Genomic DNA, 25,753 nt, shown 5'->3' on the forward strand with positions numbered 1-25,753 from the left:
TCGTTATTCTGCTCATGAATGAAAGCTGCTGAGCAGTCAAAAACTAGAGAAAAAAGCGGTCTTTTAATTATAATCTGTATTTTCGATTAAAGAGGTGAAATAACACGTTGATTTCCATAAATGATGTAAAGAAGATCTATTCTTCTAAAAAGGGCCAGGTGAAAGCCGTAGATGACGTAAACCTGGAGATAAAAGAAGGAGAAATCTTCGGTGTGATCGGATATAGCGGCGCAGGTAAAAGTACTTTAATCCGCATGCTGAACGGCCTTGAGCTTCCAACACAAGGAAGTGTAATCGTGGCCGGCAATGAAGTTTCAAAAATAAAAGGCAGCAAATTAAGAAAAGCACGCCAGGAAATAAGCATGATTTTCCAGCACTTTAACCTTTTATGGTCGAGAAGTGTCAGGGACAATATTGCATTTCCGCTTGAAATTGCAGGTGTTCCAAGGCAGGAAAGGCTGAAAAGAGTAAATGAACTCATCAAGCTGGTCGGCCTGGATGGCAGAGAGGATGCGTATCCTTCTCAGCTGAGCGGCGGACAAAAGCAAAGGGTAGGGATTGCGAGAGCCCTTGCCAATAACCCAAAAGTGCTGCTTTGTGATGAGGCTACCTCTGCACTCGATCCGCAAACAACTGACTCAATTCTCGATTTGCTTGTTGATATCAATGAGCGTTTAGGTTTAACAATTGTACTGATTACACATGAAATGCACGTAATTCGTAAAATTTGCCACCGTGTTGCTGTCATGGAAGGCGGCAGGATTGTTGAAATTGGTCCTGTGCTGGATGTATTTAAAAATCCTAAAGCGACGATTACGAAGCGCTTTGTCCAGCAGGTCACAGAGCCTGAAGAGACGAAAGAAACAATTGATCATTTAGTGGATTTATATCCGCGCGGAAAAGTAGTGCAATTAGGATTTGTCGGGGAAGCAGCTGAACAGCCATTAATAACGAATTTGATCCGAAATTTCCAAGTGACAGTCAATATTCTTCAAGGGAAGATTTCTCAAACGCAAAATGGCTCTTATGGAACTTTGTTCATCCATTTGGATGGAGATGCAGAAGAAGTTGCCAAAGCAATTGATTATATCCAATCCCAGCAGGTTGGCGTGGAGGTGATTTCCAATGCTTAACGAATGGTTTCCAAATGTAAAATGGGACTCCATGTGGGAAGCTACCTTGGAAACCCTTTATATGACTGCTATATCTGTGGTTGCAACATTTATTTTAGGTGCGATTTTGGGGCTGCTTCTCTTCCTGACCTCAAAGGGGAATATCTGGGAAAATGCTGCAGTCAATAAAGTCATTTCAGCTTTCGTAAATATTTTTCGTTCTATTCCGTTCATTATCTTAATTGTTCTTTTAATACCTTTTACCAAATTCCTAATCGGAACAATGATCGGGGAGGATGCAGCATTGCCTGCATTAATAATTGGGGCAGCGCCATTTTACGCGCGGATGGTTGAGATTGGACTTAGAGAAATTGATAAAGGCGTCATTGAAGCGGCCAAGTCCATGGGTGCCAAAACAAGCACGATTATCTGGAAGGTCCTTCTTCCTGAATCCATGCCAGCCCTAGTTTCAGGTATTACAGTGACAGCCATTGCCCTGGTTGGCTACACAGCTATGGCCGGTGTGATCGGTGCAGGAGGACTTGGCAACCTTGCATACCTGGAAGGATTCCAGAGAAGCCGTAATGATGTCGTTTTGATGGCGACCATTATTATTCTTATCATCGTATTTATCATCCAGTTTATTGGTGATTTAATAACAACAAAATTAGACAAACGATAGGAGAGATCAACATGAAAAAGTGGTTATCACTCGTTCTTGCACTTGCAGTGGCACTTGTACTTGCAGCTTGCGGAACTTCAGAAGAAGAAGGAAATAATGCAGGGGATGGCGGAGATAGCAAAGAAAGCACTAAAATTACTGTAGGTGCTTCCAACGTACCGCACGCTGAAATTCTTGAAGAAGCTAAACCGCTTCTTGAGGAAAAAGGCTTTGAACTAGATGTTGTTACATTCCAGGATTATGTGCTGCCAAACCAGGCTTTAGAGTCTGAAGAGCTTGATGCAAACTATTTCCAGCACATTCCTTACCTTGAATCACAAAAAGCAGAGCATGGCTATGACTTTACAAATGCTGGCGGAATTCATATCGAGCCAATCGGTGTGTATTCTCAAAAATATAAGAACCTTGAAGAGCTTCCTGAAGGTGCAACAATCATCATGAGCAACTCTGTAGCAGACCATGGCCGGATCTTAGCCATGCTAGAAGCAGAAGGCCTTATTACCTTAAACGAAGATGTTGAAAAAACAGAAGCTACCTTAGAAGATATTAAAGACAACCCTAAGAAGCTGGAATTTGATACAGAATATGAAGCTTCCCTGCTTCCGCAAATTTACAACAATGGTGAAGGCGATGCCGTTCTAATCAACTCTAACTATGCAATTGACGCAGGCCTGAATCCATTAGAAGATTCAATTGCGATCGAGGATAAGGAGTCACCATATGTTAACGTGATTGCTGTCCGCAGCGGAGATGAAGAAAAAGAAGGAATTAAAGCTTTAGTAGAAGTTCTTCGTTCAAAGGAAATTCAGGACTTCATTCTTGAAAAATATGAAGGAGCCGTTGTACCGGTTTCCGAATAATAGAGCTAAAAAAAGCAGGCGCGTATGCCTGCTTTTTTGTATGCTTATTAGGTTTCCATTATATGCCCAGCCTATTGGCTTATCTATCCGCATAGTTTGAAAAATAATCAAACATACTAACGTTTATAATAATTTGAATGGAGTGGAGCAAAATGGAACATTATCATGAACCATCAAACTCAATAGAAGCAGCTCTTCATGATTATAAAGTAGGATTAGGTGTATTCACTGAAAAAATGCCTGATTTAGCCCAGCACTATAACGCATTTACAGAAGCTTGCTTTAAGGAAGGAACATTAAGCCAAAAACAGAAGCAGCTCATTGCACTTGGAATCAGTTTATATTCTCAGGACGAATACTGCATTATTTACCATACAAAAGGCTGCCTTGATCAGGGAGCTTCAGAAGAAGAGATTCTAGAAGCGGTAGGTGTAACAGCTGCATTCGGCGGCGGTGCAGCAATGAGCCAGGCAGTTACTCTTGTGCAGGAAGCCATGACTGAATTGAATCAGCTTAAACAATAAATAAACCTTCAGCTCCTGCCTAAAAGCAGGAGTTTTATTTTTTAAGGCTCTTTTCTCATGGATTGTTGTTTTTGTTTATAAATATTGCCCGTTGATTTCCGCTGCGGGCACTTGCTTTCCGCGGGGAGGGTTGCGAGCCTCCTCGGCTTCGCCTGTGGGGTCTCGCACTTCCCTCTCTTCCCGCTGGAGTCAAGTGCCCTCCGCTACAATCAACTCAGTGGTTAAAATACGTTTGCCTTCAAAAAGCAACAAACTTTACGGAAAAGTCTTTTCTATAAGCCTGTATAATTTCAGAAAATTTATGAAACAACCATTTATCAGGAGGAAATAGCCATTATTGTAAGAATGGGCGAGATGGAAGCGCTTCACCAAATCTGGTTCCTTATTTTACTAAAAAAATCAGGTTTTTTCGGCTTTGTGCAGGGTATAAGTTGAGTGTTAAGATTTTAAATGTAAAAACTAAATGCGAAAGCATAAAAACCGAAAGGATTGATTCATTATCAGTCAGTTACAGCTGAACTACACGAGTGAAATGGAGAAAGCAATGCAAGCTGCCCATGGAGTTGGATATGAAGTGTACAGCCGGAAACATGATGTTCGTATGGAAGTTGAAAAGAAACGTGAAGAAGATTATCTACAAAGCCAGCGTTTAGTTGCCGATCTTGAAAGAAAAATTCATTCCTAGGATTTAAACCATATATATAATATAAAGAAGAAAAATGGAAACCAGCTGCTCTGTGCGCTGGTTTTCTTTTTTATAAATATTTTGACTTAACCCTTCAATCCATTCTCATTTAAGCTTTCCATACATGAATCAACCATCTGAGGAAAAAATAAATAGGACATGCCTGTTTTTTTAAGAACGCACTCTTTGATGAAGGATAGATTCTATGATAAAATCTTCATTTAAAGGCTTTCTAAACATTTTTGTTTGAAAAGTTTGTTAAAGGGTCTTAAAGAGTTGCTATGAAATTTCATTTGTTATAAGATTGTAATGAGAATAAAATGAGAATAGAGATTTGCGGCAAACAGCCGATTTACACAAATCTTCTTTTATTGACGGAGGTATATATTATGGCAGGATCAGTACTAACTATCAAAGACCTTCATGTTGCTATTGAGGGGAAAGAAATATTAAAAGGTGTAAACCTTGAAATTAAAGGCGGAGAAATCCACGCAATCATGGGGCCTAACGGAACAGGTAAATCTACATTATCATCTGCAATCATGGGCCATCCTAAATATGAAGTAACTCAAGGCAGCATTACTTTAGATGGTAAAGATGTTCTTGAAATGGAAGTTGACGAACGTGCACAAGCCGGCCTTTTCCTTGCAATGCAATACCCAAGTGAAATCAGCGGTGTTACTAATGCCGATTTCTTGCGTTCAGCAATCAACAGCCGCATGGAAGAAGGCAATGAAATTTCTTTAATGAAGTTTATCCGAAAAATGGACAGCAAAATGGAATTCCTTGAAATGGATCTGGACATGGCTCAGCGTTACTTAAATGAAGGATTCTCTGGCGGTGAAAAGAAGCGCAATGAGATTCTTCAATTAATGATGCTTGAACCAAAAATCGCCATCCTTGATGAAATCGATTCAGGTTTGGATATCGATGCATTGAAGGTTGTTTCTAAAGGAATTAACCAAATGCGCGGAGAAGATTTTGGTTGCTTAATTATCACTCACTACCAGCGCCTTCTTAACTACATCACTCCTGATCATGTACACGTGATGATGCAGGGACGCGTTGTAAAGTCAGGCGGTCCTGAGCTTGCACAGCGTTTAGAATCAGAAGGATATGACTGGATTAAACAAGAATTGGGCATTGAAGACGAAACAGTTGGGCAAGAAGCGTAAGCGTTAGGGGGATCACTATGACAACGGAAATAAAACTACCATTTGACAGGGAATATGTAAGTTCCTTCTCAAAAGATATGGGCGAGCCGGCATGGCTGACAGAACTCCGTCTAAATGCGCTTGCAAACGCGGAAAACCTGCCAATGCCAAAGCCTGATAAAACAAAAATAGATAAATGGAACTTCACACAGTTCGAAAAACACATCGTAGGAAGTGAAGACTTTGCTTCCTTAAACGACCTTCCTGAGGATGTTAGAAATCTGATTGATCTTGAAGCAGGCGACCAGAATCTTTACATTCAGCGCAATAACAGACCAACACATCTGTCTCTTTCAAAAGAGCTTCAGGGAAAAGGCGTTATTTTCACTGACATCTTTACTGCTGCAAGAGAACATAGCGACCTTCTTCAGAAGTACTTCATGAAGGATGGCGTGAAAACAGATGAGCATCGTTTGACTGCGCTGCATGCAGCCCTTTTAAACGGCGGAGCTTTCTTGTATGTTCCTAAAAACGTGGAAATTGAAGAACCTATTCAGGCTGTATATATCCACGATAATAAAGAAGCAAACCTTTTCAACCATGTATTGGTTGTGGCTGATGATAACAGCTCTGTCACATATGTCGAAAACTATATTTCAACAGTTGAAGAAGCAAACGGAATTTTCAATATCGTGACTGAAGTGATTGCCAATGGAAACGCTAAAGTTCAATACGGTGCTGTTGATACGCTTGCAAAAGGCACAACTGCTTATGTTAACCGCCGCGGTGTTGCAGGGCGCGATGCACGCATTGAATGGGCTCTTGGCCTTATGAATGATGGCAACACGGTCTCTGAAAATACGACAAACCTTGTTGGCGATGGCTCCTTTGGAGACACAAAAACAGTTGTAGTCGGACGCGGAGAACAAACGCAAAACTTCACTACAAAGGTCATCCATTTTGGAAAAAATTCAGAAGGATATATTTTGAAGCATGGTGTTATGAAAGATTCTGCCTCTTCCATCTTTAATGGAATCGGAAAAATCGAGCATGGCGCTACGAAGTCAAATGCCGAGCAGGAGTCACGCGTACTAATGCTAAGTGAGAAAGCGCGCGGAGACGCCAACCCAATTCTATTGATCGATGAAGACGACGTAACCGCAGGACACGCAGCATCAGTTGGACGGGTGGATCCTTTGCAGCTTTACTACTTAATGAGCCGCGGGATTTCACAAAAAGAGGCAGAGCGCCTTGTTATTCACGGATTCCTTGCACCGGTTGTTAATGCTCTTCCAATTGAAGGAGTTAAAAAGCAGCTGACAGCCGTCATTGAAAGGAAAGTAAAATAATGAATGTCCGGGATATTCGGCAAATGTTTCCCATCCTGGATCAGGAAGTCAACGGAAAGCCTCTTGTTTACTTAGACAGTGCGGCTACTTCCCAAAAGCCTGCTCCTGTTATTGAAGCGCTTGATAAATACTACCGGGAATACAACTCCAATGTTCATAGAGGAGTCCATACACTCGGAACAAGAGCAACGGATGGCTATGAAGGTGCAAGGGAAAAAGTCCGTAAGTTTATTAACGCTAAATCGACTGAGGAAGTTGTTTTTACAAGAGGAACAACAACAGCAATCAATACAATTGCTGCAAGCTATGGACGTGACAACCTGGATGAAGGCGATGAAATTGTGATTTCCTATATGGAGCATCACAGCAACATCATTCCCTGGCAGCAGGTTGCCAAGCAAACGGGTGCAACACTAAAGTACCTTCCTCTTCAGGAAGATGGAACGATCTCCTTGGATGATGTAAGGGAAACCGTGAATGGCAATACCAAAATCGTTTCGATCATGCAGGTATCGAACGTACTTGGCGTGATGAACCCGATAAAGGAAATTGCAAAAATTGCCCATGAAAATGGCGCTATCATGGTTGTGGATGGCGCTCAAAGTGCTCCTCATATGAAGATTGATGTTCAGGACTTGGATTGTGATTTTCTTGCTTTTTCAGGCCATAAAATGTGCGGCCCTACAGGCATCGGCGTTCTGTACGGAAAGAAAAAGCATCTGGAGAAGATGGAGCCGGTCGAGTTTGGCGGAGAAATGATCGACTTTGTCGGCCTTTATGAATCCACTTGGAAAGAGCTTCCCTGGAAGTTTGAAGGGGGCACGCCAATCATTGCTGGTGCCATTGGTTTAGGTGCTGCAATTGATTTTCTTGAACAGATTGGCTTGGATGAAATTGAAGCATATGAGCATAAGCTCGCTGCTTATGCAATGGAAAAATTGTCCCGCATTGAGGGAATGACGATTTACGGCCCGAAAGAAGCATCTAAGCGTGCCGGACTAGTCACTTTCAATATTGACGATGTCCACCCTCATGATGTGGCTACTGTATTGGATGCAGAAGGAATTGCTGTTCGTGCCGGCCACCATTGCGCACAGCCGCTAATGAAATGGCTCAAGGTTTCTGCAACTGCACGTGCAAGCTTCTATCTGTACAATACGGAAGAAGATATTGATAAGCTTGTTGCAGGGCTTGTCAAAACAAAGGAGTATTTCAGCGATGTCTTCTAAAAATTTAGATACCCTTTACCGCCAGGTGATTATGGATCATTATAAAAATCCTCGTAACAAAGGGGTACTTGAAGATGACAGCTTGACGATCAATATGAATAACCCTACATGCGGAGACCGAATTCAATTGACGTTGAAGCTTGAGGATGGCAAAGTGACAGATGCGAAGTTTGAAGGCGAAGGCTGTTCGATTTCCATGTCTTCAGCTTCGATGATGACTCAAGCCATCAAGGGTAAAAATATTGAAGAAGCATTAAAGCTTTCCAAAGTTTTCTCTGACATGATGCTGGGAAAAGAATATGATGAAGATGATTTGGATCTTGGCGATATCGAAGCTCTTCAGGGTGTATCCCAGTTCCCGGCCAGAATCAAATGTGCCACATTGGCATGGAAAGCCATGGAGAAAGGCATTAACGAGGAAAACGAAGACCAGGAATAATAATTCAATCAAACGTTTGATTGAACCTTTAGGGAAGCTGTTTTATAGCTAAATGTTAACAGAGCCAAAGAAAAAATAATCAAACTTTTGTTCAATAATTTTTTCACCTGCCTTGTGTGATAAAATATTATGAAATGATTGGGCGAGGGCCCTTTCCTAAACGAATGGAGGAATACGACGATGGCAAAAAAAATGCCTGAGATCGGCGATTACAAGTATGGTTTTGCCGATAAAGACGTTTCCATTTTCCGATCAAAACGCGGTTTGACAAAAGAAATTGTTGAAGAGATTTCAAAATTGAAGGAAGAGCCACAGTGGATGCTTGACTTCCGTTTAAAATCATTAGAGCATTTCTATAACATGCCTATGCCGCAATGGGGCGGAGATTTAGCGTCATTAAATTTTGATGAAATTACGTACTATGTTAAGCCTTCTGAAAAAACTGAGCGCTCCTGGGATGAAGTGCCTGAGGAAATCAAGCAAACGTTTGATAAATTGGGTATTCCGGAAGCGGAGCAGAAGTATCTTGCTGGTGTTTCTGCACAGTACGAATCAGAAGTAGTTTATCATAACATGCAGGAAGACCTTGAAGCTAAAGGAATTGTTTTTAAAGATACTGATTCCGCTCTTCGCGAAAATGAAGACATTTTCCGTGAGCACTGGGCAAAGGTTATCCCTCCAACAGACAACAAATTCTCTGCGTTAAACTCAGCGGTTTGGTCTGGCGGATCGTTCATCTACGTTCCTAAAGGTGTTAAGGTGGATACGCCATTACAGGCATACTTCCGCATTAACTCCGAGAACATGGGACAGTTTGAGCGTACGTTAATCATTGTTGATGAAGGTGCACATGTACATTATGTAGAAGGATGTACGGCTCCTGTTTACACAACAAATTCACTTCACAGTGCGGTTGTTGAAATCATCATCAAGAAAGACGCATACTGCCGGTATACAACGATTCAGAACTGGGCGAACAACGTATTTAACCTGGTTACAAAGCGTGCGGTTTGCGAAGCGAACGCAACAATGGAATGGATTGACGGAAACATTGGATCAAAATTAACAATGAAATATCCGGCAGTTATCCTTAAAGGGGAAGGTGCACGCGGTATGACCCTTTCCATTGCTTTAGCAGGTAAAGGCCAGCACCAGGATGCAGGTGCGAAAATGATCCACCTTGCACCAAACACTTCTTCAACGATTGTATCTAAATCGATTTCCAAACAAGGCGGGAAAGTAACATACCGCGGTATCGTACACTTCGGCCGCAAAGCGGATGGAGCACGTGCAAACATCGAGTGTGATACCCTAATCATGGATAATCAGTCAACTTCTGATACAATCCCTTACAATGAAATCCTGAACGATAACATCTCACTAGAGCATGAAGCGAAGGTTTCTAAAGTATCCGAAGAGCAGTTATTCTATCTAATGAGCCGCGGCATCTCCGAGGAAGAAGCAACAGAAATGATTGTAATGGGCTTCATTGAGCCATTCACGAAAGAGCTTCCAATGGAATACGCAGTAGAAATGAACCGCCTGATCAAGTTTGAAATGGAAGGTTCAATCGGATAATAAATATGAGTTGTTAAAATGATTGAACGGTTATCCCGTTCAATCATTTTTTTGTTTGGCTATGTTAAAGCCATTATTGATTTGTACCTTGTTGATTGGAGTAGAAGGCGCCATACTCCAGCGCAGAAGAGCGTGTGGATGAGAGACTGCATGCGGGGAATGCGCCGAGGAGAACACGGATACCTGATGTTTTTTTCCAAAACCCGTTTACTACTCAAGGTAAGCGGGTTTTTAAATAGGAAGGGTTATTTGAATGAACTAGAGGAAAAATCTGCAAATAAAACAAGGGTTTTGCAAATAAGCCTCTGATACCATGCCGCTGTCTTTAAATCCATCAGCTTGAATTAGCCAAAGATGCAGATATATCAAAAAAGTTGCCGAAATATTGCCCGAGTTGATGATATATTTGGAAATTTGACGATAAAATTGCTAAAGTCTTTTAGGACCCCTTAATCATTTGGACACGAACCTACTGGAAAAAGTAAACTAGAGGTAAGGATTCTATGAGGAAAGGAGTGTCCAAATGCCCAAACAAAGAATTGATATTATTGAAGATGTTAAGAAGAAATATGTTCGGATGGCTATAGAGACAGGGAACATTTCTTCCATTGCCCGTAAAGCAGGTATTTCAAGGGAAACTTTAAGAGCCTGGATGCGAACCTATGAAGATGAAGTTCAGGACTTGATGGATAATGAAGGTACAGTGAGGCTTTCTGAGATCCTTCTAAGGATGAGTTAATGGAAAAATACGAACAAGCCATGAAGCTTCTTGGAGAAAAAGAACTTGAAGTAGCTATGTTAAAGAATTTATTAAAAAAAAGAGAGTGACCGTACAGGAGCGTTTGGCAGAGGTTGAACTTTGGGTATCTGAAGGCTTCCCTATTAACAGGGCCATGAAAGCATTGGAGGTTTCTCGATCCATGTACTATTATGAGCAGAATAAGGAAAAGACATCTACAGATGTCAAAAGAGGAAGACCTTTTCCGGGGTATTCTTTGACAAACACAGGAGAAAGAATTCCAGACGAGCAGATAGAAGAATTTTTAATGGAAGCTATCGAAGGAGAAGAAGGAATTTACGGATATAAGAAGCTGACTCATTACCTTCAAAAACAACATAACCTTGTGATTGATAAAAAGAAGGTTTATCGGTTATGTGCGAAGTTAGATATTCTATTACCGAAACGAACTGCTCAATCAAAATTCCCTAGAAGAATGGCTAAACAGCATGTGATCACGCAGCCTAATCAACTATGGCAGCTAGACATTAAGTACGGATCCATTGAGAAGAGTGGAAGGTTCTTTTTTCTGGCTAGTGCCATTGATGTATTTGACCGGAGTATCGTTGGATATTATCGAGGTTCAAAGTGCCAAGCAAAGGATATTACTAACATGCTTAAAGAGGCATTAAAGACCCGTCAGGTTTATAAAACTAACGAAAAAGATGAATATAGTATCATTATAAGAACCGATAATGGCCCTCAATTTGTCAGTCATCACTTCGGGGAGTTTTGTACGGAAAACCAGATATACCATGAAAGAATCCCACCTAAATCTCCTAACTTAAATGCATTCATTGAATCATTTCACAGTGTGATTGAACGGGAGTGTTACCGTAGGTATACTTTTGAGTGCTTTGAGGAGGCCTATTTTCGGATAGATGAATTTATGGAGTTTTACAATTTGCGAAGATTTCATGGGAGTTTGAATTACAGGGCCCCTCTTGAGTTTCATGATATATATAAAGAGCTAGGAAATACAGAAGAAATGGCGATTAGCTTATAGCATCGCAAAGGTACTCCTTCTTCACTTAAACCGCTCATAGATGATGAAGCGAAAGGGTCAAGCGTAGTGGGCTTGACGCTTGAGTGAAATCATCTATTATGCAAAAAGTGAAGAAGGATAGAAAAAATAAAAAACTGTGAAAAGACAAGAAAAGTCGAGTATGTGTCCGAAATTAGGGGGCCAAGCCGAAGTTGATGATATATTATCTTTTTTCTTAAAATAGACCTGTTTTTTCTTAAAAAGAGTACGTGTTTAGGGCCCAAAGTGTCTTTGTTATAAATAAAACTTAAATGTGTGCCAGAATGGGATTTTAAATCAAATTTACAGAGTAAAAAATCAACAAAACGGAGGTGTTTCGATGATTATCATTGGCGTTACAGGGTGGGGTGACCATGATAGCTTATATACGGGCAATATTTCGCAGAGAGATAAATTAAAGGAGTATGCAGGCCATTTTCCGACGGTTGAGGTGGACTCTGCTTTTTATGCGGTGCAGCCAAAAAGGAACTCCTCCAAGTGGGTAAAAGAAACCCCAGCATCTTTTCAATTCATAGTAAAAGCTTATCAGGGCATGACAGGCCATCAAAGGGGAGAAATCCCCTTTGATAATAAAGAAGAGATGTTTGACGCTTTTAAAGACTCTTTGGAGCCATATATCGAAGCTGGAAAGCTCGCTATGGTGCTGTTTCAGTTCCCGCCCTGGTTTGACTGCAAAAAGGCAAATGTAGACTACCTGCGCTGGTGCAAAGAGCAGATGGGCGATATCCCATGCGCGCTTGAATTCAGGAACCAATCCTGGTTCAGGCCTGAATTTAAAGAAAGCACCGTGCATTTTATGAAAGAGGAAGGCTGGATTCACAGCATTTGCGATGAGCCGCAAGCAGGCGAGGGCTCTGTTCCAACCGTTTTGGAAACGACCAGCCTTGATAAAGTGCTTGTTCGCTTCCATGGCCGCAACTTCCATGGGTGGCAAAAGAAGAATGGGGAAAATTGGCGCGAAGTCCGCTATCTTTACCGCTATAACGAAAAGGAACTTACCGAATGGGCGGCCCATTTAAGGGAGCTTGAGAAGACCTGCCAAACCGTCTTTGTCGTATTCAACAACAACTCTGGCGGAGATGCGGCAGACAATGCAAAGCAAATGATTGATTTACTAAATATCGAATACGAACAACTCGCTCCAAGACAGCTCGATCTATTTTAAAAGGTACCAGGTACCTATACCACTTAAGCTAACTGGTATAGGTACCTGGTACTTTTCGCTTTTTAAATACACGCTTTTCCTTGTCCGCACATATTGTGTAATGGAAAAGGGAAAGGAGTGGCGGTAAAATTGATTGATTTGAAACCGATTGATATAGATGGCCATACTTTTTTAAGTGTTTCGGTGCAATTGCCGAAAACGAACTTACTAGTTGTAACCAATGATAAGGGATATATAATGTGCGGTGCGCTGGATGTCGGATTGCTTAATGAAAAGCTGAAGGACCGTAAAGTCATAGCAGGCAGGGCAGTTGGTGTTAAAACGATTGAGCAGCTGTTAAATGCACCTCTCGAGTCTGTAACTTACGAAGCCAAGGAGCTTGGCATCCATAAAGGAACGATTGGAAGGGAAGCTCTTCTGAAAATGCTATAAAGGCATGCCTTATAAGGGCTGCCTTTTTTCAATTTCATTATATCCCTCGCACCTTTCCAACCGAACAATGAAAATTTTGTCGCATAATGTAAATAAACCTTATAAAGACCCGATATGGATATGATTAAAAAGGGTGCAATTTCAAAAATGGAAACAGGAGAAACATATGAGATTAGCTGCAACAGAAACGATTGAAGCTGGCAGCGTTTTAGCCAAGGCTATATATAATGATAAAGGGCAGGTCCTCTTAAATGAAGGGGTAGAGCTGGCAGAAAGGCTGATTAGAAGGCTGCAGGAAATGGGCATCACCTACATTTATATCAGAGATCACCGCACAGAGGATATTCAATACAAAGATCCTTTGCCGTCCCATATGCGCAAGGAGGCCATTCAAACGATTGAATCCGTATTCAGCCAAGTGGAGGAAGACAGGAATTTAACAAGCTTCTTAGTGATTGAAAAAGCTTCTAAACGGTTCTCTGATTTAATTCGCCGGCTGCTTGGAGAGGTAAGAGGAAACAAAGAGCTGCTGACGATTCTTTCTGATGTTTATACATATGACCACTATATTTTTACTCATTCCCTTAATGTCACCCTCTATTCACTGGCAATCGGAATGGAGATGAAAATGGCGCCAAAGGAGCTGGAAACTTTGGGAATGGGGGCCATTTTGCATGATGTTGGAAAAATGAAGATTCCTGCCGATATTTTGCTGAAGCCAGGAAGATTAAATGCTGAGGAGTTCGATGAAATAAAAAAGCATCCGGAAGAGGGCTTTAATATTTTAAGAGGCGTCCAGACAATCCCGCTGATTGTTGCCCATTGTGCATTTCAGCATCACGAACGGCTTAATGGTTCGGGCTATCCGAGAGGTCTGCAGGGGGAACAGATCCATGATTATGGGAAGATTATTGCGGTCGCAGATGTATTTGATGCGGTAACATCCAATCGAATATACAGGCAGGCAATGCTTCCGCATAAGGGCCTCGAAATTTTATATGCTGGAGCGGGAACCCTTTATGAGACAAAACTTATTGGAGCTTTCCGGCAGGCAGTTGCGATTTATCCTGTTGGCATAACAGTTGAATTGAGTGATGGAAGAAAGGGAGTTGTCTGCAGGCAGAATGCAGGACTCAGCGACAGGCCGGTCATTCGGATTTTGGAGGAAAACGGAAGCGGAACCAATCCGTATGAAGCAGATTTAAGGACTGAGCTGAATGCTGTTATTATAGGCTGTGACATTACTTTTGTAAAACAATGAACGATTTTGGATTAGTTCCCTCCTTTATAGCATACATATAGCTTGTAAAGGGGGGATTTGTTTTGGCAAAATTTCGCGGCCGGCTGCCCCGGAAAGGTCCACTGCCGTTTCGGTATGTTTTTCTGCTGACCTTCGTCTTTTTTGTTTTTTCAACAGCTGCCGGCCTATGGATAATCAATGAAGGACTTAAACCCACACTTATGAGCTATGCCGATTCTCAAACAAGAAAAATCGCATCGTTGGTTATCAACAATGCGATCAATAAAAAAATTACAAATGTAATGGATTTGGAAGACATGTTTGAAGCAAGCGAAAGCGGTGTCGTCAGCATAAATGTTGAAAAACTGAACAGGGTAAAGGCTGAAGTGACCGAACTCGTTCAGGATAATATTAAAAAAGCGGAAAAAGGAGATCTCGATGCCTTAGAATCGTTTACAGATGTTGAGATTAATACAGAACAAAAGCAGAGTTCAAATGGCATTGTCTATTATGTGCCGCTTGGGCAGGCGACCAATAATGCGCTTCTCGGGAACTTGGGGCCGAGGATTCCCGTCAAGTTTAATGCAGTTGGTTCTGTTACGTCCAACTTCATAACCGAAACAAAGGACCACGGCATCAATAATGTTGAAGTGAAGGTCCTGGTTCGTTTGGATGTGCAGGTTCAAATCATTATCCCTTTTGCGACCAAAATCATTACCGTCCAAGAAGATGTGCTTGCTGCGTATGGTATATATCCTGGAAAGGTTCCTCAATTCTATAATGGCGGCGGAGGCACATCGCCTTCCATAGAAATACCTGCAGGTCAATAAAGGCTTGCCAGAAGACTCGTAGTTTGCTATACTTATAAATACAATTGTATAAAAACCTTATCATATCCGATGGGGTAGAGGTGCAGGATTCAAGAGTAAGCTGTGTGAGGATGACAACCGTGACCACAGCTAAAAGGGAATTTTGCCGAAGCAGAATAAATGGGTCAGCTTTTATTCCGCTGGGGTTACTTCGAATAGGAGTAACACTGTCATTATGAGGGGAAGGTATGAATATACTTTGTCAAAGCCTTCATAATGGGGAGCTACAGATCGTGATGGAGAAACTAATTACTTCAAAAGAGTAATGATAGATTTTTCTCTATCGTTACTCTTTTTTTATTTTCGCTCTGTCATCATCCATGTTGTTCCCCCTGATTGAAAAACGGACGTGCCTTAATGGTGCGATCCAAAAAACAAGAGGAGGACAAGTAATGGCAAACACGATTTTCTCCCTGCTGCCGCCGCTGGTAGCCATCGCAATGGTCATCCTGACTAGGCGCGTTCTGCTATCATTGGGAGTGGGGATCGTCACAGCAGCCCTGTTGCTGGCTGAATTCAGCATTACAGAAACATTTAGCATTATTTTTGATGCAGTAAAAGGAATTTTTGTTTCAGACGGAGAGCTGAACACCTGGAATGTTTATATTCTTTTATTCTTGCTTGTATTAGGAGTTATTACAGCATTTATATCGATCTCAGGTGGAAGCCGCGCATTTGGCGAATGGGCGATGAAACGGGTAAAAACCCGTGCAGGCGCACAGATTGTCGGAGCTGTTTTAGGAATTATCATTTTTATTGACGACTATTTCAATGCTCTGGCAGTCGGGCAGATTTCACGTCCGATAACGGATCGCCAGCGTGTATCCCGTGCAAAGCTGGCATACCTGATTGATTCAACTTCAGCACCTGTTTGTGTTGTGTCGCCGGTTTCAAGCTGGGGAGCATACATCATTGCTTTAATTGGTACCATCCTTGCTGCCCATAATGTAACCGAGTATTCTGCATTCTCGGCTTTCATTCAGATGATTCCTATGAATCTTTATGTTTGGGCTACTTTGGCTATTGTGTTTATGGTAGCATTAAGAAGAATTGAGATCGGGCCAATGAAGGTTCATGAAAAGCGTGCTGTTGAAGAAGGGTTAGTCATGGATCCCGATAAGCCTGCACCTGGTGAACTAAAAGATGATCTTCCAACAAGCACAAAAGGCTCTGTCGGTGATCTTGTATGGCCGATTGTTGCTCTTGTTATTGGTACAGTAGGCGCAATGATCTGGACGGGTTCCCAAGCAGTTGAAGGAAACGCAACTATTTTGCAAATCTTTGAAAACACAGATGTTTCGAAATCACTTATCCTTGGAGGACTAATTGGGCTATTTGTCACAATGGCTTTATTCCTCCGCCAGGCGTTTGTATTAAAAGGAATTAATTCAAATGTTTTCGGAAGAGGAGTATGGGAAGGCATCAAATCCATGCTTCCGGCCGTTTATATCTTATTATTTGCTTGGGCGATCGTTGATCTGATTGGCCGTCTTGAAACGGGGACATACTTAGCCGGGATTGTTGAAAGCTCAAATATGAGTACTTCATGGCTTCCTATCATCCTATTCCTTATTGCAGGAATCATGGCGTTCAGTACTGGGACTTCATGGGGATCATTCGGCATACTGCTTCCGATCGCGGGTGATATTGCCGCTGCAACAGACATCAATCTATTGTTGCCGGCAATGGCAGCAGTACTTGCAGGAGCAGTATTTGGAGACCATTGTTCACCTATCTCTGATACAACCATACTTTCCTCAACAGGGGCAGGATGTAACCATATTGACCATGTGATGACGCAGCTGCCATATGCGCTGATCTCGGCAGGAATCGCATCGGTCGGATACTTGATCATTGGTTTTACAGGAAGCACAATTTTTGCCTTGCTGACTGTAGCTGTCCTTGTATTTGCCTTTGCACTAATAGCAGGCAATAAAAAAGATGGTACAATGCAAGAAAAAACGGCAAGCTAAACATTTATATCTGAAAAAGGCTTTCTCTTTGTGAGAGAGCCTTTTCTATAGGTAATTTAATTTAGTACGGATTCAGCCCGAATTTTAGTCCTTTTTCCATATTAAAAGGGGGCTCCTTATGGAGACCCCTTCAACTCTATTACCATTTATCGTTATCTTTTCTATTAACCGGACGGTCCATATCTTTTTCCTCAGATACGAACTCACGGCCGCCATCTAGATGAACTTCTTCTTTTTTTAGATCCTCCGTTACCTGCTGTGTTTCCTGTACTTCACGCTTGCCGACAACTACTTCATCGGTTACAACAGGCTTTTTGGAGACTTCCACTCGTTCTTCTGTGATTGGAATGCGGATTGTTTCATCGTCCCCAATTGGTGCAGTACTTGCTGCAGTGGGATCATCCACTTTTCTTCTTTCTACATATACTTCTTCATGCTCAACCGGCACGTTGACGGTTTTTTGTTCTTCCACAACATCCTTATGGACCTCCACTTCTCCAGCCTGAACACGATCCTTTGTCACATCCAGCTGTTCTTCACGAAGCTTTAATGATTGCTCTTCATCTTCAGTTAGACCGTTGCGCTGGTCATAACCATCAGTGTAAGTGCTATCCATTCTAGCTTCAGTTGTTCCTCCTGTAAAACCTGTTGCGGTATCAATTCTGTCGCTATATAAGATGATTTTTCCTTCATTCACATATGTTTCGTATTTGCTGGCTTCATCGTCAGACATGCCCAGCTCTCTAAATTTTTCCACTGTAGAACCTTGATTTGTGCGACCGTCATCAAACCATGATGTTAAACTGTTTAAGAATCCTGCACTTTCACTGCTGTCTCTATCCTTTGTTTCGAAGGTCTCTGCATGAACACCTGTTTTATCTTCAAGAGATGAATCTAGATGTTCTGTTTGAGCGATGATGGATAAATCCTGAACAGGGTATCCGTCATTCTGCAGTTCCTGAATTGCATCTACTACTTCTCGCTGTGAATTATAAACTCCGATAATATTGGCATCCATTATTAAAAACCTCCTATAAATAAAGTTGCGCTTTACGCTTTAAATTTTTTGTTAAAGTGAAGCACATTGATTTTATTCCCGGGTCTTGACAAAGCAAACAAGTTTAATATTGGGAACTTGTCCAAAATTTTCATAATGTGCTATATGATATTAAAAACTCAAGAATTGAAATTTCCGAATATTTAATGAAAGTTTTTGGCTGTTGGGAATAAAGTTTATTAAAGGAGGTGTGGACAACGGATAAAAACCAACACTTGATAAAATAGATCCTGGTACAGTGGTTTTAGTTAAAAATTAAAATAGAAAAATACTAATTTTGAAAGAGATTTTACTTTAGTTTAGTGTTCGGTTAAAGGATTTTGAAAAATATTACTATTGCCAAAATAATGTTTTGACAGAATTTAAAAAAATAGCTATACTAGTTTTATGTTAGATAGAATTATCTGAAAATATAAAAAGTTCCCATTGTTCTTTTTAATTGGGAGAAAAGTAATTTATTTACAGGGGGTAGAAAATACTATGGATAATCGTCCACAGTGGGGTACAAGAGCAGGCTTTATTTTAGCTGCTGTAGGATCGGCTGTCGGCTTGGGAAACATTTGGCGATTCCCGGCAGTAGCCTATGAAAATGGAGGAGGAGCGTTCTTCTTTCCTTATTTATTTGCATTATTGACAGCAGGGATTCCTTTGCTGGTTATGGAATTCACAATCGGCCATAAATATCGTGGATCTGCACCGCTGTCTTACGCCAGATTAAGCAAAAAATATGAGTGGCTTGGCTGGTGGCAGGTAGCAGTATCATTTGTAATTTCCACTTATTATGCAGTTATCATCGCTTGGGCTATGTCTTTCGCAGGTTTTTCATTCAGCCTGAAATGGGGAGATGATCCTGAAGGATTCTTATTCGGAAGCTACTTAAACCTAGCTGAAGCTCCCGGCCAGGTTGGATCCATTGTTCCAGGCGTATTCATTCCATTGATTATCGTTTGGGTCATTACACTTGGAGTCTTATTTAAAGGTGTTAAAAAAGGTATTGAAATTGCGAACAAAATCTTTATTCCTGCACTTGTAGTATTATTCTTAATTATTGTTGTTCGCGCCCTTTCATTGGAAGGTGCTGCACAGGGACTTGATGCTTTCTTCAAGCCTGACTGGAGCCAAATTGCGAACCCAAAAGTTTGGGTAGCAGCATATGGACAAATCTTCTTTAGTTTATCCATTGCCTTTGCAATCATGGTAACTTACTCAAGCTACCTGCCAAAGAAAACTGATATTACAAACAACGCCTTTATTACAGGATTTGCTAACTCAGGATTTGAGTTGCTTGCCGGTATAGGAGTATTCGCTGCTCTAGGATTTATGGCAAATCAAGCTGGAGTCCCAGTCAGTGAAGTTGTATCTGCCGGTGTAGGTTTGGCATTCGTTGTCTTCCCGCAGATCATCAATGAATTCCCTGCGTTAAATGGCCTTTTCGGCTCACTATTCTTCATCTGTTTAGTGCTTGCAGGATTGTCTTCTTTAATCTCAATTGTGGAAACCTTTGTTGCTGGGGTACAGGACAAATTCAAGGTTTCCCGTACAAAAGCGGTTTTATACGGTGGAGGATTATCTGCCATTATCTCGATCTTGTTTGCCACTCAGGGCGGTTTATACTTCCTTGATGCAGCCGATTATTTCATCAACCAATTCGGTGTTGCGCTTGCAGGCCTGGTTGAAGTTGTGATTGTAGCTTGGGTACTAAAAGAGCTTAAGAATCTTCAAAACCATGCAGACAGCATGTCTGATATCCGCCTTGGCGGCTGGTGGAGAGTGTGCTTGGGCATCATTACTCCAGTAGTTTTAGGTTATATGATGGTTCAAAACATCATTACCAACATTAAAGACAATTATGAAGGATATCCTACTAGCTTCCTGCTATATTCCGGCTGGGGAGTGGCAATCGGAGCGATTGTCCTTGGGTTTGTCTTCATGTCCATCAAATGGCAGAAAAATACGCTCGATATGCCTGAAAAGAAGGAGGTATCTCAATAATGTCCGGTAGCGCGATTACAATGATGGTGATTGGGATGCTCATTATTTGGGGCGGCCTAGCAGCAAGTGTTATGAACGCAGTTTCCAAATCGAGAAAAGCTAAATAAGATAAATAAATTAGGACTGTCCCTGATATAAAGAGGCAGTCCTTTTTATTTTTTATATTATTTTTTCCTCGCTTTTATCCGATCTTGCCTTTCCCAAAGTCTTAAGTGAGGATATGGATCATAGGACCATTCAGTATAACCGTTATCCTTGTATATGCCGTAATGAAGGTGGGGAGGGAATTTTCCTGAAGTACCAGGCGGGCCATAGCCTGAACTTCCAACTCCGCCGATTAGCATTCCGGGCTCAACGATTTGGCCAAGCTTAAGGTCCTTGGCAAATCCGCTTAAGTGGGCAAAGTAATGATAATTATTATTTATATCGCGAATGCCGATTCGCCATCCTCCATATTTATTCCAGCCTTTCATTTCAACAATGCCATAGGATGTTGCCCTGACAGGCACTCCATAATCAGCAAAAATATCGGTTCCCTCGTGTATTCTTCTTCCACCCCAGCCCCTTGCGTCCCCCCAAGTATTTCTGTAACTGTAATTGCTCCTTAAAGGAACGGGAAATGCGTGGTCATCGAGGTTAAGGCGTCCAAAATGCTTATACACTTGTGCTTTTCCGATGATGATGCCCACCGTTTTATCGCGCTTATAATAATTCCACAATCCGATTTTTAAATTGTCATGATCTGTACCATAGGCTAGAAGGAAATTTGCAAAGGAATGAAGTACATCTTCATCGCTTTTCAGGCTTGCTTTTCCGTCCCCATCCCCGTCGATTCCCATTCCATCGAAAAATTGAATGGATGTAGGATTCTCATCATGTGTATCCGGGTTTAATATTCCAGCCCACTCTTCAGGCTTAAAATAAATCCCGGTAATGCCATCGGCTTTGGGAATATCCCTTCTGGACTGCCTGACATTCCGCTCATACTGGTCAATTCCGGCAAGGTAGTACCATGGAATATTCGTGACGGCTTCTACTTTTTTATATAGCTCCATCCTTTGCTTATAAGGATCAGACTGATTTTCCTGAGCGCTTACTGTACACATAGAAGTCAGAAATAACGATAAGGCCGCAGCAGCGGTTATTAAAATCCGCACGGAAATCCTCCCTTCTTTTCTGGTCTGCCTATCGCAGTCTAACGGGCAGCGTAGCTAAGCTATTCCCCGTATAGGCCCGGAGTAGGAACTCAGGCTAAAGGGCGCCACAAACTGTGGCAACGCCTGAGTGACCCGCAACGTGCGGGACTCAACTAACACTCAACCACTGAGTGAAGCTTTACTTAATATAGTTTGTGAGTAAAGGTAAATTTAATTAATATCAATTAATGGTAATACCAATATCTTCGGCTTGTCCTCTTTAATTCATTATGATAAAGTGGCATCAGGTGAAGCCTAATCAGCTTAGTCGGAATTTTTTATGACTGGCTTTTTTAATACGTCTAGCTTCGGCGCATGATAAATGCGCTTACGATTTTCTAAGGAGTGGGAAAATGAGCAAAAAAGAAGAGTACTTGCGCAAGCCCGAATGGCTGAAAATAAAATTGAATACGAACGAAAATTATAATGGCCTCAAAAAGATGATGAGAGAGAAAAATTTACATACTGTATGCGAAGAGGCCAAATGCCCAAATATCCACGAATGCTGGGCAGTAAGAAGAACGGCAACATTTATGATACTCGGGGATGTTTGTACGCGTGCCTGCCGCTTCTGTGCGGTTAAAACGGGACTGCCAACAGAATTGGATCTTCAGGAGCCGGAACGCGTAGCAGATTCAGTTGCGCTGATGAACCTAAAACATGCTGTTGTAACTGCAGTGGCACGAGACGACCTAAAAGACGGCGGCGCAGCTGTTTTTGCTGAAACAGTCCGTGCAATCAGAAGAAAAAGCCCATTCACAACGATTGAAGTATTGCCATCTGATATGGGCGGTGTTTATGAAAACCTGAAAACATTAATGGATGCCCGTCCTGATATTCTTAACCACAATATTGAAACCGTTGAACGTCTTACACCAAGAGTGAGAGCACGTGCAAAATACAAGCGTTCTCTTGAGTTTTTAAAGCGTGCCAAAGAAATGCAGCCTGATATCCCAACAAAGTCCAGCTTAATGATCGGCCTTGGCGAAACTAAAGAGGAGATTATTGCAGTCATGGATGATCTTCGTGCGCATGATGTTGATATTATGACAATTGGCCAGTATCTGCAGCCGTCCAAGAAGCATATAAAAGTTGTGAAGTATTATACTCCAGAGGAATTCCAGGAGCTCAGAGAAATTGCCATGGGCAAAGGCTTTAGCCACTGTGAAGCAGGTCCGCTTGTGCGTTCTTCTTACCATGCAGACGAGCAGGTAAATGCCGCTTCCAAACAGAAGCAGCTAATGGGGGAACAAGAAGTTAAGGAAGCTTAATATCAAAAAAAGAGTTCAGCGCCATATCGCTGGACTCTTTTTCGTTTGAAATCATGCTTTTTTAACGGTTTCCTGCTTTTTGGAGAGATTCGCTCAGATCATCTTTATCCATATCGTCATTTCGTTCTCCTTGCATTTCACCGTTTTCATTTTCGCTTTCGCTCATTTTTTCTCCCTGAGGGGATTTGAGCATTTGCTTGATTAATTGTTCTACGCCATGATCTGCATTTCGGCCGTCTGAGTCAACAGTGGCGAAATTCTCCACGTTTTTTCTTAAAGAAGTATTATCACTCACATAAACATGATACCATCTAGGTACAACAGACATTGCCATCTTTTTAACCTGGTCAGCGGTTTGATTGCGATTTTCCGAATTTGTATTGTAGACAATTAGGACTTCCTCATCTGTAACAAGGGTAGATATATCATCTACATTTGGAATTTCAGTACAGTATTTGCCAATAATATCAGCAACTTGTTCACGGTCAATTGCTGCATAATGGTCAGCGGAAACATTGTCCCCCATAATTGGGCTTTTTTGGTGGCGAACATACCCGAAGTCTTCGCCTGCATTGTTTCTTCCATTTCTGCCGTTGCCCATATCCCGGTTATATAATTCTGCACGCTGGTCATTGACGTTAATGGTGTTGCCGCTTTCTTCGTAAATATCCTCCCTTGCAGCATTGTTTTGGCATGCTGTCAGTGCAGCGATTCCGCAAATTCCAAGAATGATTAGTGATTTTTTCACTATAAAACACCTCCTCATCTATAGAATTTCCACCAGCACATTTTTTTCTCTTAGTAATTGATGGGGAATCAGTTATAATTTAAATAGGACATTCAGAATCAGTTTTCATATATCGTTATTTTTCAATATAATACTGATACATAAGCTGTTAAGTTGAGGTGAAAAAGATGGTTTGCATTAATAATATTTGTTATGAAGTAATCGAGGAAGAGCGGGATGGTTTTAATGAGGAAGCGTTTCGCGGGAGATATAGTGAAATTCTGTCCAGATATGATTACATTGTTGGGGACTGGGGTTATGGCCAGCTTCGTCTCCGGGGTTTTTTTGATGACCAGAATCAGAAAGCATCCTTTGATACAAAAATCAGCACATTAACAGAATATCTGTACGAATTCTGTAACTTTGGGTGTGCCTATTTTGTTGTTAAAAAGGTAAAAAGCTAAAAAGGGCTCGGGTGAAACCCGGCCCTTATCCTCTGTCTGATTGTTAAGTCTCTGTATATGGCGGTTCTTCGTTTTTATCGGGATCATCATGGGGAGGATGCGCCCCGTCCATCTGCCGCGGCAGGTTTTGGTGAAGGGACTTGAATTCATAATTGAACGCACTGTAATAACGCTGCCCTTCACGCCAAGGAGTGCTTTTATTTTCTACAGGTTCATCCGCATTCCTGGGAGCGCCATAGGGCCCTTCCGGCAGGTCTTCAGGAATGAGGAAGTTCCTTTGCGTTTCCACATTTGAAAAGTCTGTATAGGTCCTTCTTTCTTTATCGTCCATGCTTTTCACTCCTTAAGAAGTATCTGGATGGAGATTTTTAATACAAAATGAAAAAAGGAGAACCCATTAAACAAGGGTTCTCCTTTAGTATTTGTTGATTATTTAATATTAAACAAGTTCCATCAGAAATGACCGCAGTTCTTCGGCATCTTCTTCTGAAAGCTGGAATACATGTTCAAGGTAGCCTTCTTCCTTCAAATCATCTTCCCCGATGATCGCGAAGCGGCTTCCCTGAATATCAAGCACTAATTGTTTGCCATAATAACGATCAGAACGAATAATGGCGAGATCGAATCGCTGATTTTCACCCATAAAGCTGACAAACCGGGTTTTTGTATTTTCCAGGTCATCGTATAAGAAAAAACGTTCAGCCATATTTGCACTCTCCTCTTTGTGAATAATAATAGACGACATGCAGGCACGGTAGTTATAACATCACCAGGTGAGGTTTATGCTCAAGATGATGGTGCGCCGTTATGTAGCGGACGGTTTTGGTTTTGGAACGCATAACAATAGAGTGGGTTTCAACTAAGTCACCGCCAAGAAAGCGAACCCCATCAAGCAGCTCTCCGCTTGAAACGCCTGTTGCAGCAAAAATGGCGTCATCTCCAGAAACAAGGTCGTTCAGGAACAGAAGCTGTCGCGGGTCCTTTAGGCCCATCCCAATGCATCGTTCTTCCTCTGCTTTTGTATAAGGGACGAGACGTGCCTGCATATCTCCGCCCAGCGCTTTTAAAGCGGCAGCCGAGATTACCCCTTCAGGCGCGCCGCCAATGCCGACAAATAGATCAATCCCTGTATGAGGCAGTGCAGTCGCAATCGCGGCACCCACATCACCATCGCCAAATAATTTAACGCGGGAGCCTTTAGCCCGGATTCTTTCAATTAAATCTTCGTGACGGTCCCGCTCTTGAATAATAACAGTCAGATCCTGGACACGCTTATTGTTTGCTTCGGCTACAATGTCAATGGTCTTCTCGATTGGATCAAGTAAACTCACTTTCCCGGCAGCATTTTTTCCAACAGCGATCTTTTCCATGTACATATCAGGGGCGTGCAGCAGTGTGCCTCTATCAGCAACTGCGATAACTGCCATGGCATTGTTGTGCCCTTTTGCCACAATGCTTGTACCCTCCAAAGGATCAACAGCTATATCTACCCTGGGTCCCATGCCTGTACCAAGCTTCTCGCCAATATAAAGCATTGGTGCCTCGTCAAGTTCTCCCTCTCCAATAACGACAATGCCGTCCATATTAACTGAATCAAACATTCCGCGCATGGCGGCTGTTGCAGCGCCGTCTGCTTCGTTCTTTTTCCCTCTGCCCATCCACTGCGCAGATGCAAGTGCGGCAGCTTCTGTAACACGGACAATATCTAAAGCCAGCTCACGTTCCACCAGGTTCCCCTCCCGTTAGCAATACTCTTTCTAATTTTTGTAAAATCACAGTCGTATAGGCTTATGCGCTTACATTATCAATTTGCATCAGCATGCAGCTTCTGCTTCTGCTTCCTTTACTATTTTATCAGAATTATCCCTAATACTGAATGTCATTCCGGCAAATTCGACAAAATTCCAGCCAATCAATATTTCTATAATAGGA

Annotated in this window: 27 protein-coding genes and 1 riboswitch; of the genes, 21 read left to right on the forward strand and 6 right to left on the reverse strand. The window is 41.9% G+C overall.

The window, feature by feature from the left end; translation table 11 throughout:
- The first annotated feature begins 107 nt into the window (after window positions 1–107).
- From AC3ZVC_RS07870 to AC3ZVC_RS07950, 17 genes are all read left to right on the forward strand, one after another.
- Window positions 108–1,133, forward strand: coding sequence for a methionine ABC transporter ATP-binding protein (locus AC3ZVC_RS07870; protein ID WP_490067803.1), 1,026 nt, complete (start codon window positions 108–110; stop codon window positions 1,131–1,133).
- On the forward strand, window positions 1,126–1,794 hold the full coding sequence (locus AC3ZVC_RS07875; RefSeq protein WP_490067804.1) for a methionine ABC transporter permease: 669 nt from the start codon (window positions 1,126–1,128) through the stop codon (window positions 1,792–1,794). The genes AC3ZVC_RS07870 and AC3ZVC_RS07875 overlap by 8 nt, the downstream gene beginning before the upstream one ends.
- Window positions 1,795–1,805: 11 nt before the next feature.
- A complete protein-coding gene (locus AC3ZVC_RS07880) occupies window positions 1,806–2,654 on the forward strand; it encodes a MetQ/NlpA family ABC transporter substrate-binding protein (protein WP_490067805.1) in 849 nt (282 codons plus the stop codon).
- 152 nt (window positions 2,655–2,806) lie between these two features.
- Complete coding sequence (locus AC3ZVC_RS07885; RefSeq protein WP_144540942.1) at window positions 2,807–3,178, forward strand: carboxymuconolactone decarboxylase family protein; 372 nt, start codon at window positions 2,807–2,809, stop codon at window positions 3,176–3,178.
- A 532-nt stretch (window positions 3,179–3,710) separates the two neighbouring features.
- On the forward strand, window positions 3,711–3,863 hold the full coding sequence (locus AC3ZVC_RS07890) for a YuzK family famiily protein (RefSeq protein WP_490067806.1): 153 nt from the start codon (window positions 3,711–3,713) through the stop codon (window positions 3,861–3,863).
- Between the two features lie 389 nt (window positions 3,864–4,252).
- Window positions 4,253–5,038, forward strand: a complete 786-nt coding sequence (sufC, locus tag AC3ZVC_RS07895) for a Fe-S cluster assembly ATPase SufC (protein WP_490067807.1) — start codon at window positions 4,253–4,255, stop codon at window positions 5,036–5,038.
- 17 nt (window positions 5,039–5,055) lie between these two features.
- A complete protein-coding gene (sufD, locus tag AC3ZVC_RS07900) occupies window positions 5,056–6,366 on the forward strand; it encodes a Fe-S cluster assembly protein SufD (protein WP_490067808.1) in 1,311 nt (436 codons plus the stop codon).
- Window positions 6,366–7,595: a cysteine desulfurase gene (locus AC3ZVC_RS07905; RefSeq protein ID WP_490067809.1), complete on the forward strand. Its 1,230-nt coding sequence runs from the start codon at window positions 6,366–6,368 to the stop codon at window positions 7,593–7,595. The genes sufD and AC3ZVC_RS07905 overlap by 1 nt, the downstream gene beginning before the upstream one ends.
- A complete protein-coding gene (gene sufU, locus AC3ZVC_RS07910; RefSeq protein ID WP_214723918.1) occupies window positions 7,585–8,034 on the forward strand; it encodes a Fe-S cluster assembly sulfur transfer protein SufU in 450 nt (149 codons plus the stop codon). The genes AC3ZVC_RS07905 and sufU overlap by 11 nt, the downstream gene beginning before the upstream one ends.
- Before the next feature lie 180 nt (window positions 8,035–8,214).
- Entirely contained in the window at window positions 8,215–9,612 is a 1,398-nt protein-coding gene (gene sufB, locus AC3ZVC_RS07915) for a Fe-S cluster assembly protein SufB (RefSeq protein ID WP_490067810.1), read from the forward strand.
- Window positions 9,613–10,135: 523 nt separating this feature from the next.
- Window positions 10,136–10,351: a helix-turn-helix domain-containing protein gene (locus AC3ZVC_RS07920; protein ID WP_490067811.1), complete on the forward strand. Its 216-nt coding sequence runs from the start codon at window positions 10,136–10,138 to the stop codon at window positions 10,349–10,351.
- 103 nt (window positions 10,352–10,454) lie between these two features.
- Window positions 10,455–11,396: an IS3 family transposase gene (locus tag AC3ZVC_RS07925; RefSeq protein WP_490067812.1), complete on the forward strand. Its 942-nt coding sequence runs from the start codon at window positions 10,455–10,457 to the stop codon at window positions 11,394–11,396.
- A gap of 358 nt (window positions 11,397–11,754) precedes the next feature.
- On the forward strand, window positions 11,755–12,600 hold the full coding sequence (locus tag AC3ZVC_RS07930; RefSeq protein WP_490067813.1) for a DUF72 domain-containing protein: 846 nt from the start codon (window positions 11,755–11,757) through the stop codon (window positions 12,598–12,600).
- 129 nt (window positions 12,601–12,729) lie between these two features.
- Window positions 12,730–13,032, forward strand: a complete 303-nt coding sequence (locus tag AC3ZVC_RS07935) for a YunC family protein (protein WP_490067814.1) — start codon at window positions 12,730–12,732, stop codon at window positions 13,030–13,032.
- A gap of 166 nt (window positions 13,033–13,198) precedes the next feature.
- Window positions 13,199–14,293, forward strand: a complete 1,095-nt coding sequence (locus tag AC3ZVC_RS07940; RefSeq protein ID WP_490067815.1) for an HD-GYP domain-containing protein — start codon at window positions 13,199–13,201, stop codon at window positions 14,291–14,293.
- A gap of 62 nt (window positions 14,294–14,355) precedes the next feature.
- Window positions 14,356–15,102, forward strand: coding sequence for a sporulation protein YunB (gene yunB / locus AC3ZVC_RS07945; protein ID WP_214723935.1), 747 nt, complete (start codon window positions 14,356–14,358; stop codon window positions 15,100–15,102).
- Between the two features lie 67 nt (window positions 15,103–15,169).
- Window positions 15,170–15,376, forward strand: a riboswitch (Lysine riboswitch).
- Window positions 15,377–15,533: 157 nt separating this feature from the next.
- Entirely contained in the window at window positions 15,534–17,114 is a 1,581-nt protein-coding gene (locus tag AC3ZVC_RS07950; protein ID WP_490067816.1) for a Na+/H+ antiporter NhaC family protein, read from the forward strand.
- 139 nt (window positions 17,115–17,253) lie between these two features.
- Here the strand turns inward: AC3ZVC_RS07950 and AC3ZVC_RS07955 are convergent, their stop codons facing one another.
- Window positions 17,254–18,132 (reverse strand): YsnF/AvaK domain-containing protein, encoded by an 879-nt coding sequence (locus AC3ZVC_RS07955; RefSeq protein WP_490067817.1) that lies wholly within the window; start codon window positions 18,130–18,132, stop codon window positions 17,254–17,256.
- 519 nt (window positions 18,133–18,651) lie between these two features.
- Here AC3ZVC_RS07955 and AC3ZVC_RS07960 point away from each other — a divergent pair.
- Both AC3ZVC_RS07960 and AC3ZVC_RS07965 read left to right on the forward strand, forming a co-directional pair.
- Entirely contained in the window at window positions 18,652–20,163 is a 1,512-nt protein-coding gene (locus tag AC3ZVC_RS07960) for a sodium-dependent transporter (protein WP_490067818.1), read from the forward strand.
- Window positions 20,163–20,270 (forward strand): methionine/alanine import family NSS transporter small subunit, encoded by a 108-nt coding sequence (locus tag AC3ZVC_RS07965; protein WP_490067819.1) that lies wholly within the window; start codon window positions 20,163–20,165, stop codon window positions 20,268–20,270. The genes AC3ZVC_RS07960 and AC3ZVC_RS07965 overlap by 1 nt, the downstream gene beginning before the upstream one ends.
- 57 nt (window positions 20,271–20,327) lie before the next feature.
- Here the strand turns inward: AC3ZVC_RS07965 and AC3ZVC_RS07970 are convergent, their stop codons facing one another.
- Window positions 20,328–21,269 (reverse strand): M23 family metallopeptidase, encoded by a 942-nt coding sequence (locus AC3ZVC_RS07970; protein WP_490068863.1) that lies wholly within the window; start codon window positions 21,267–21,269, stop codon window positions 20,328–20,330.
- A gap of 386 nt (window positions 21,270–21,655) precedes the next feature.
- Here AC3ZVC_RS07970 and lipA point away from each other — a divergent pair, with 386 nt between their 5' ends.
- Entirely contained in the window at window positions 21,656–22,630 is a 975-nt protein-coding gene (gene lipA, locus AC3ZVC_RS07975) for a lipoyl synthase (protein ID WP_490068864.1), read from the forward strand.
- A gap of 61 nt (window positions 22,631–22,691) precedes the next feature.
- On the opposite strand, the gene AC3ZVC_RS07980 is transcribed toward lipA, so the two are convergent.
- Window positions 22,692–23,378: a YhcN/YlaJ family sporulation lipoprotein gene (locus AC3ZVC_RS07980; protein WP_490067820.1), complete on the reverse strand. Its 687-nt coding sequence runs from the start codon at window positions 23,376–23,378 to the stop codon at window positions 22,692–22,694.
- Between the two features lie 167 nt (window positions 23,379–23,545).
- Here AC3ZVC_RS07980 and AC3ZVC_RS07985 point away from each other — a divergent pair, with 167 nt between their 5' ends.
- Entirely contained in the window at window positions 23,546–23,821 is a 276-nt protein-coding gene (locus tag AC3ZVC_RS07985; protein WP_214724080.1) for a YutD family protein, read from the forward strand.
- A 43-nt stretch (window positions 23,822–23,864) separates the two neighbouring features.
- On the opposite strand, the gene AC3ZVC_RS07990 is transcribed toward AC3ZVC_RS07985, so the two are convergent.
- From AC3ZVC_RS07990 to glpX, 3 genes are all read right to left on the reverse strand, one after another.
- Window positions 23,865–24,152 (reverse strand): cytosolic protein, encoded by a 288-nt coding sequence (locus AC3ZVC_RS07990; RefSeq protein WP_214723951.1) that lies wholly within the window; start codon window positions 24,150–24,152, stop codon window positions 23,865–23,867.
- A gap of 108 nt (window positions 24,153–24,260) precedes the next feature.
- On the reverse strand, window positions 24,261–24,527 hold the full coding sequence (locus tag AC3ZVC_RS07995) for a DUF3055 domain-containing protein (protein WP_214723953.1): 267 nt from the start codon (window positions 24,525–24,527) through the stop codon (window positions 24,261–24,263).
- A gap of 52 nt (window positions 24,528–24,579) precedes the next feature.
- Window positions 24,580–25,548: a class II fructose-bisphosphatase gene (glpX, locus tag AC3ZVC_RS08000; protein ID WP_490067821.1), complete on the reverse strand. Its 969-nt coding sequence runs from the start codon at window positions 25,546–25,548 to the stop codon at window positions 24,580–24,582.
- Between the last annotated feature and the right edge of the window lie 205 nt (window positions 25,549–25,753).

Source organism: Cytobacillus sp. C11.1 (assembly GCF_058145115.1).

Bases quoted from the DNA above. Each gene is read 5' to 3' on its own strand.
- AC3ZVC_RS07875 (WP_490067804.1), top strand. From the start codon at position 1,126: ATGCTTAACGAATGGTTTCCAAATGTAAAATGGGACTCCATGTGGGAA.
- AC3ZVC_RS07880 (WP_490067805.1), top strand. From the start codon at position 1,806: ATGAAAAAGTGGTTATCACTCGTTCTTGCACTTGCAGTGGCACTTGTA.
- AC3ZVC_RS07885 (WP_144540942.1), top strand. From the start codon at position 2,807: ATGGAACATTATCATGAACCATCAAACTCAATAGAAGCAGCTCTTCAT.
- AC3ZVC_RS07890 (WP_490067806.1), top strand. From the start codon at position 3,711: ATGGAGAAAGCAATGCAAGCTGCCCATGGAGTTGGATATGAAGTGTAC.
- sufC (WP_490067807.1), top strand. From the start codon at position 4,253: ATGGCAGGATCAGTACTAACTATCAAAGACCTTCATGTTGCTATTGAG.
- sufD (WP_490067808.1), top strand. From the start codon at position 5,056: ATGACAACGGAAATAAAACTACCATTTGACAGGGAATATGTAAGTTCC.
- AC3ZVC_RS07905 (WP_490067809.1), top strand. From the start codon at position 6,366: ATGAATGTCCGGGATATTCGGCAAATGTTTCCCATCCTGGATCAGGAA.
- sufU (WP_214723918.1), top strand. From the start codon at position 7,585: ATGTCTTCTAAAAATTTAGATACCCTTTACCGCCAGGTGATTATGGAT.
- sufB (WP_490067810.1), top strand. From the start codon at position 8,215: ATGGCAAAAAAAATGCCTGAGATCGGCGATTACAAGTATGGTTTTGCC.
- AC3ZVC_RS07920 (WP_490067811.1), top strand. From the start codon at position 10,136: ATGCCCAAACAAAGAATTGATATTATTGAAGATGTTAAGAAGAAATAT.
- AC3ZVC_RS07930 (WP_490067813.1), top strand. From the start codon at position 11,755: ATGATTATCATTGGCGTTACAGGGTGGGGTGACCATGATAGCTTATAT.
- AC3ZVC_RS07940 (WP_490067815.1), top strand. From the start codon at position 13,199: ATGAGATTAGCTGCAACAGAAACGATTGAAGCTGGCAGCGTTTTAGCC.
- AC3ZVC_RS07950 (WP_490067816.1), top strand. From the start codon at position 15,534: ATGGCAAACACGATTTTCTCCCTGCTGCCGCCGCTGGTAGCCATCGCA.
- AC3ZVC_RS07955 (WP_490067817.1), bottom strand. From the start codon at position 18,132: ATGGATGCCAATATTATCGGAGTTTATAATTCACAGCGAGAAGTAGTA.
- AC3ZVC_RS07960 (WP_490067818.1), top strand. From the start codon at position 18,652: ATGGATAATCGTCCACAGTGGGGTACAAGAGCAGGCTTTATTTTAGCT.
- AC3ZVC_RS07965 (WP_490067819.1), top strand. From the start codon at position 20,163: ATGTCCGGTAGCGCGATTACAATGATGGTGATTGGGATGCTCATTATT.
- AC3ZVC_RS07970 (WP_490068863.1), bottom strand. From the start codon at position 21,269: ATGTGTACAGTAAGCGCTCAGGAAAATCAGTCTGATCCTTATAAGCAA.
- AC3ZVC_RS07985 (WP_214724080.1), top strand. From the start codon at position 23,546: ATGGTTTGCATTAATAATATTTGTTATGAAGTAATCGAGGAAGAGCGG.
- AC3ZVC_RS07990 (WP_214723951.1), bottom strand. From the start codon at position 24,152: ATGGACGATAAAGAAAGAAGGACCTATACAGACTTTTCAAATGTGGAA.
- AC3ZVC_RS07995 (WP_214723953.1), bottom strand. From the start codon at position 24,527: ATGGCTGAACGTTTTTTCTTATACGATGACCTGGAAAATACAAAAACC.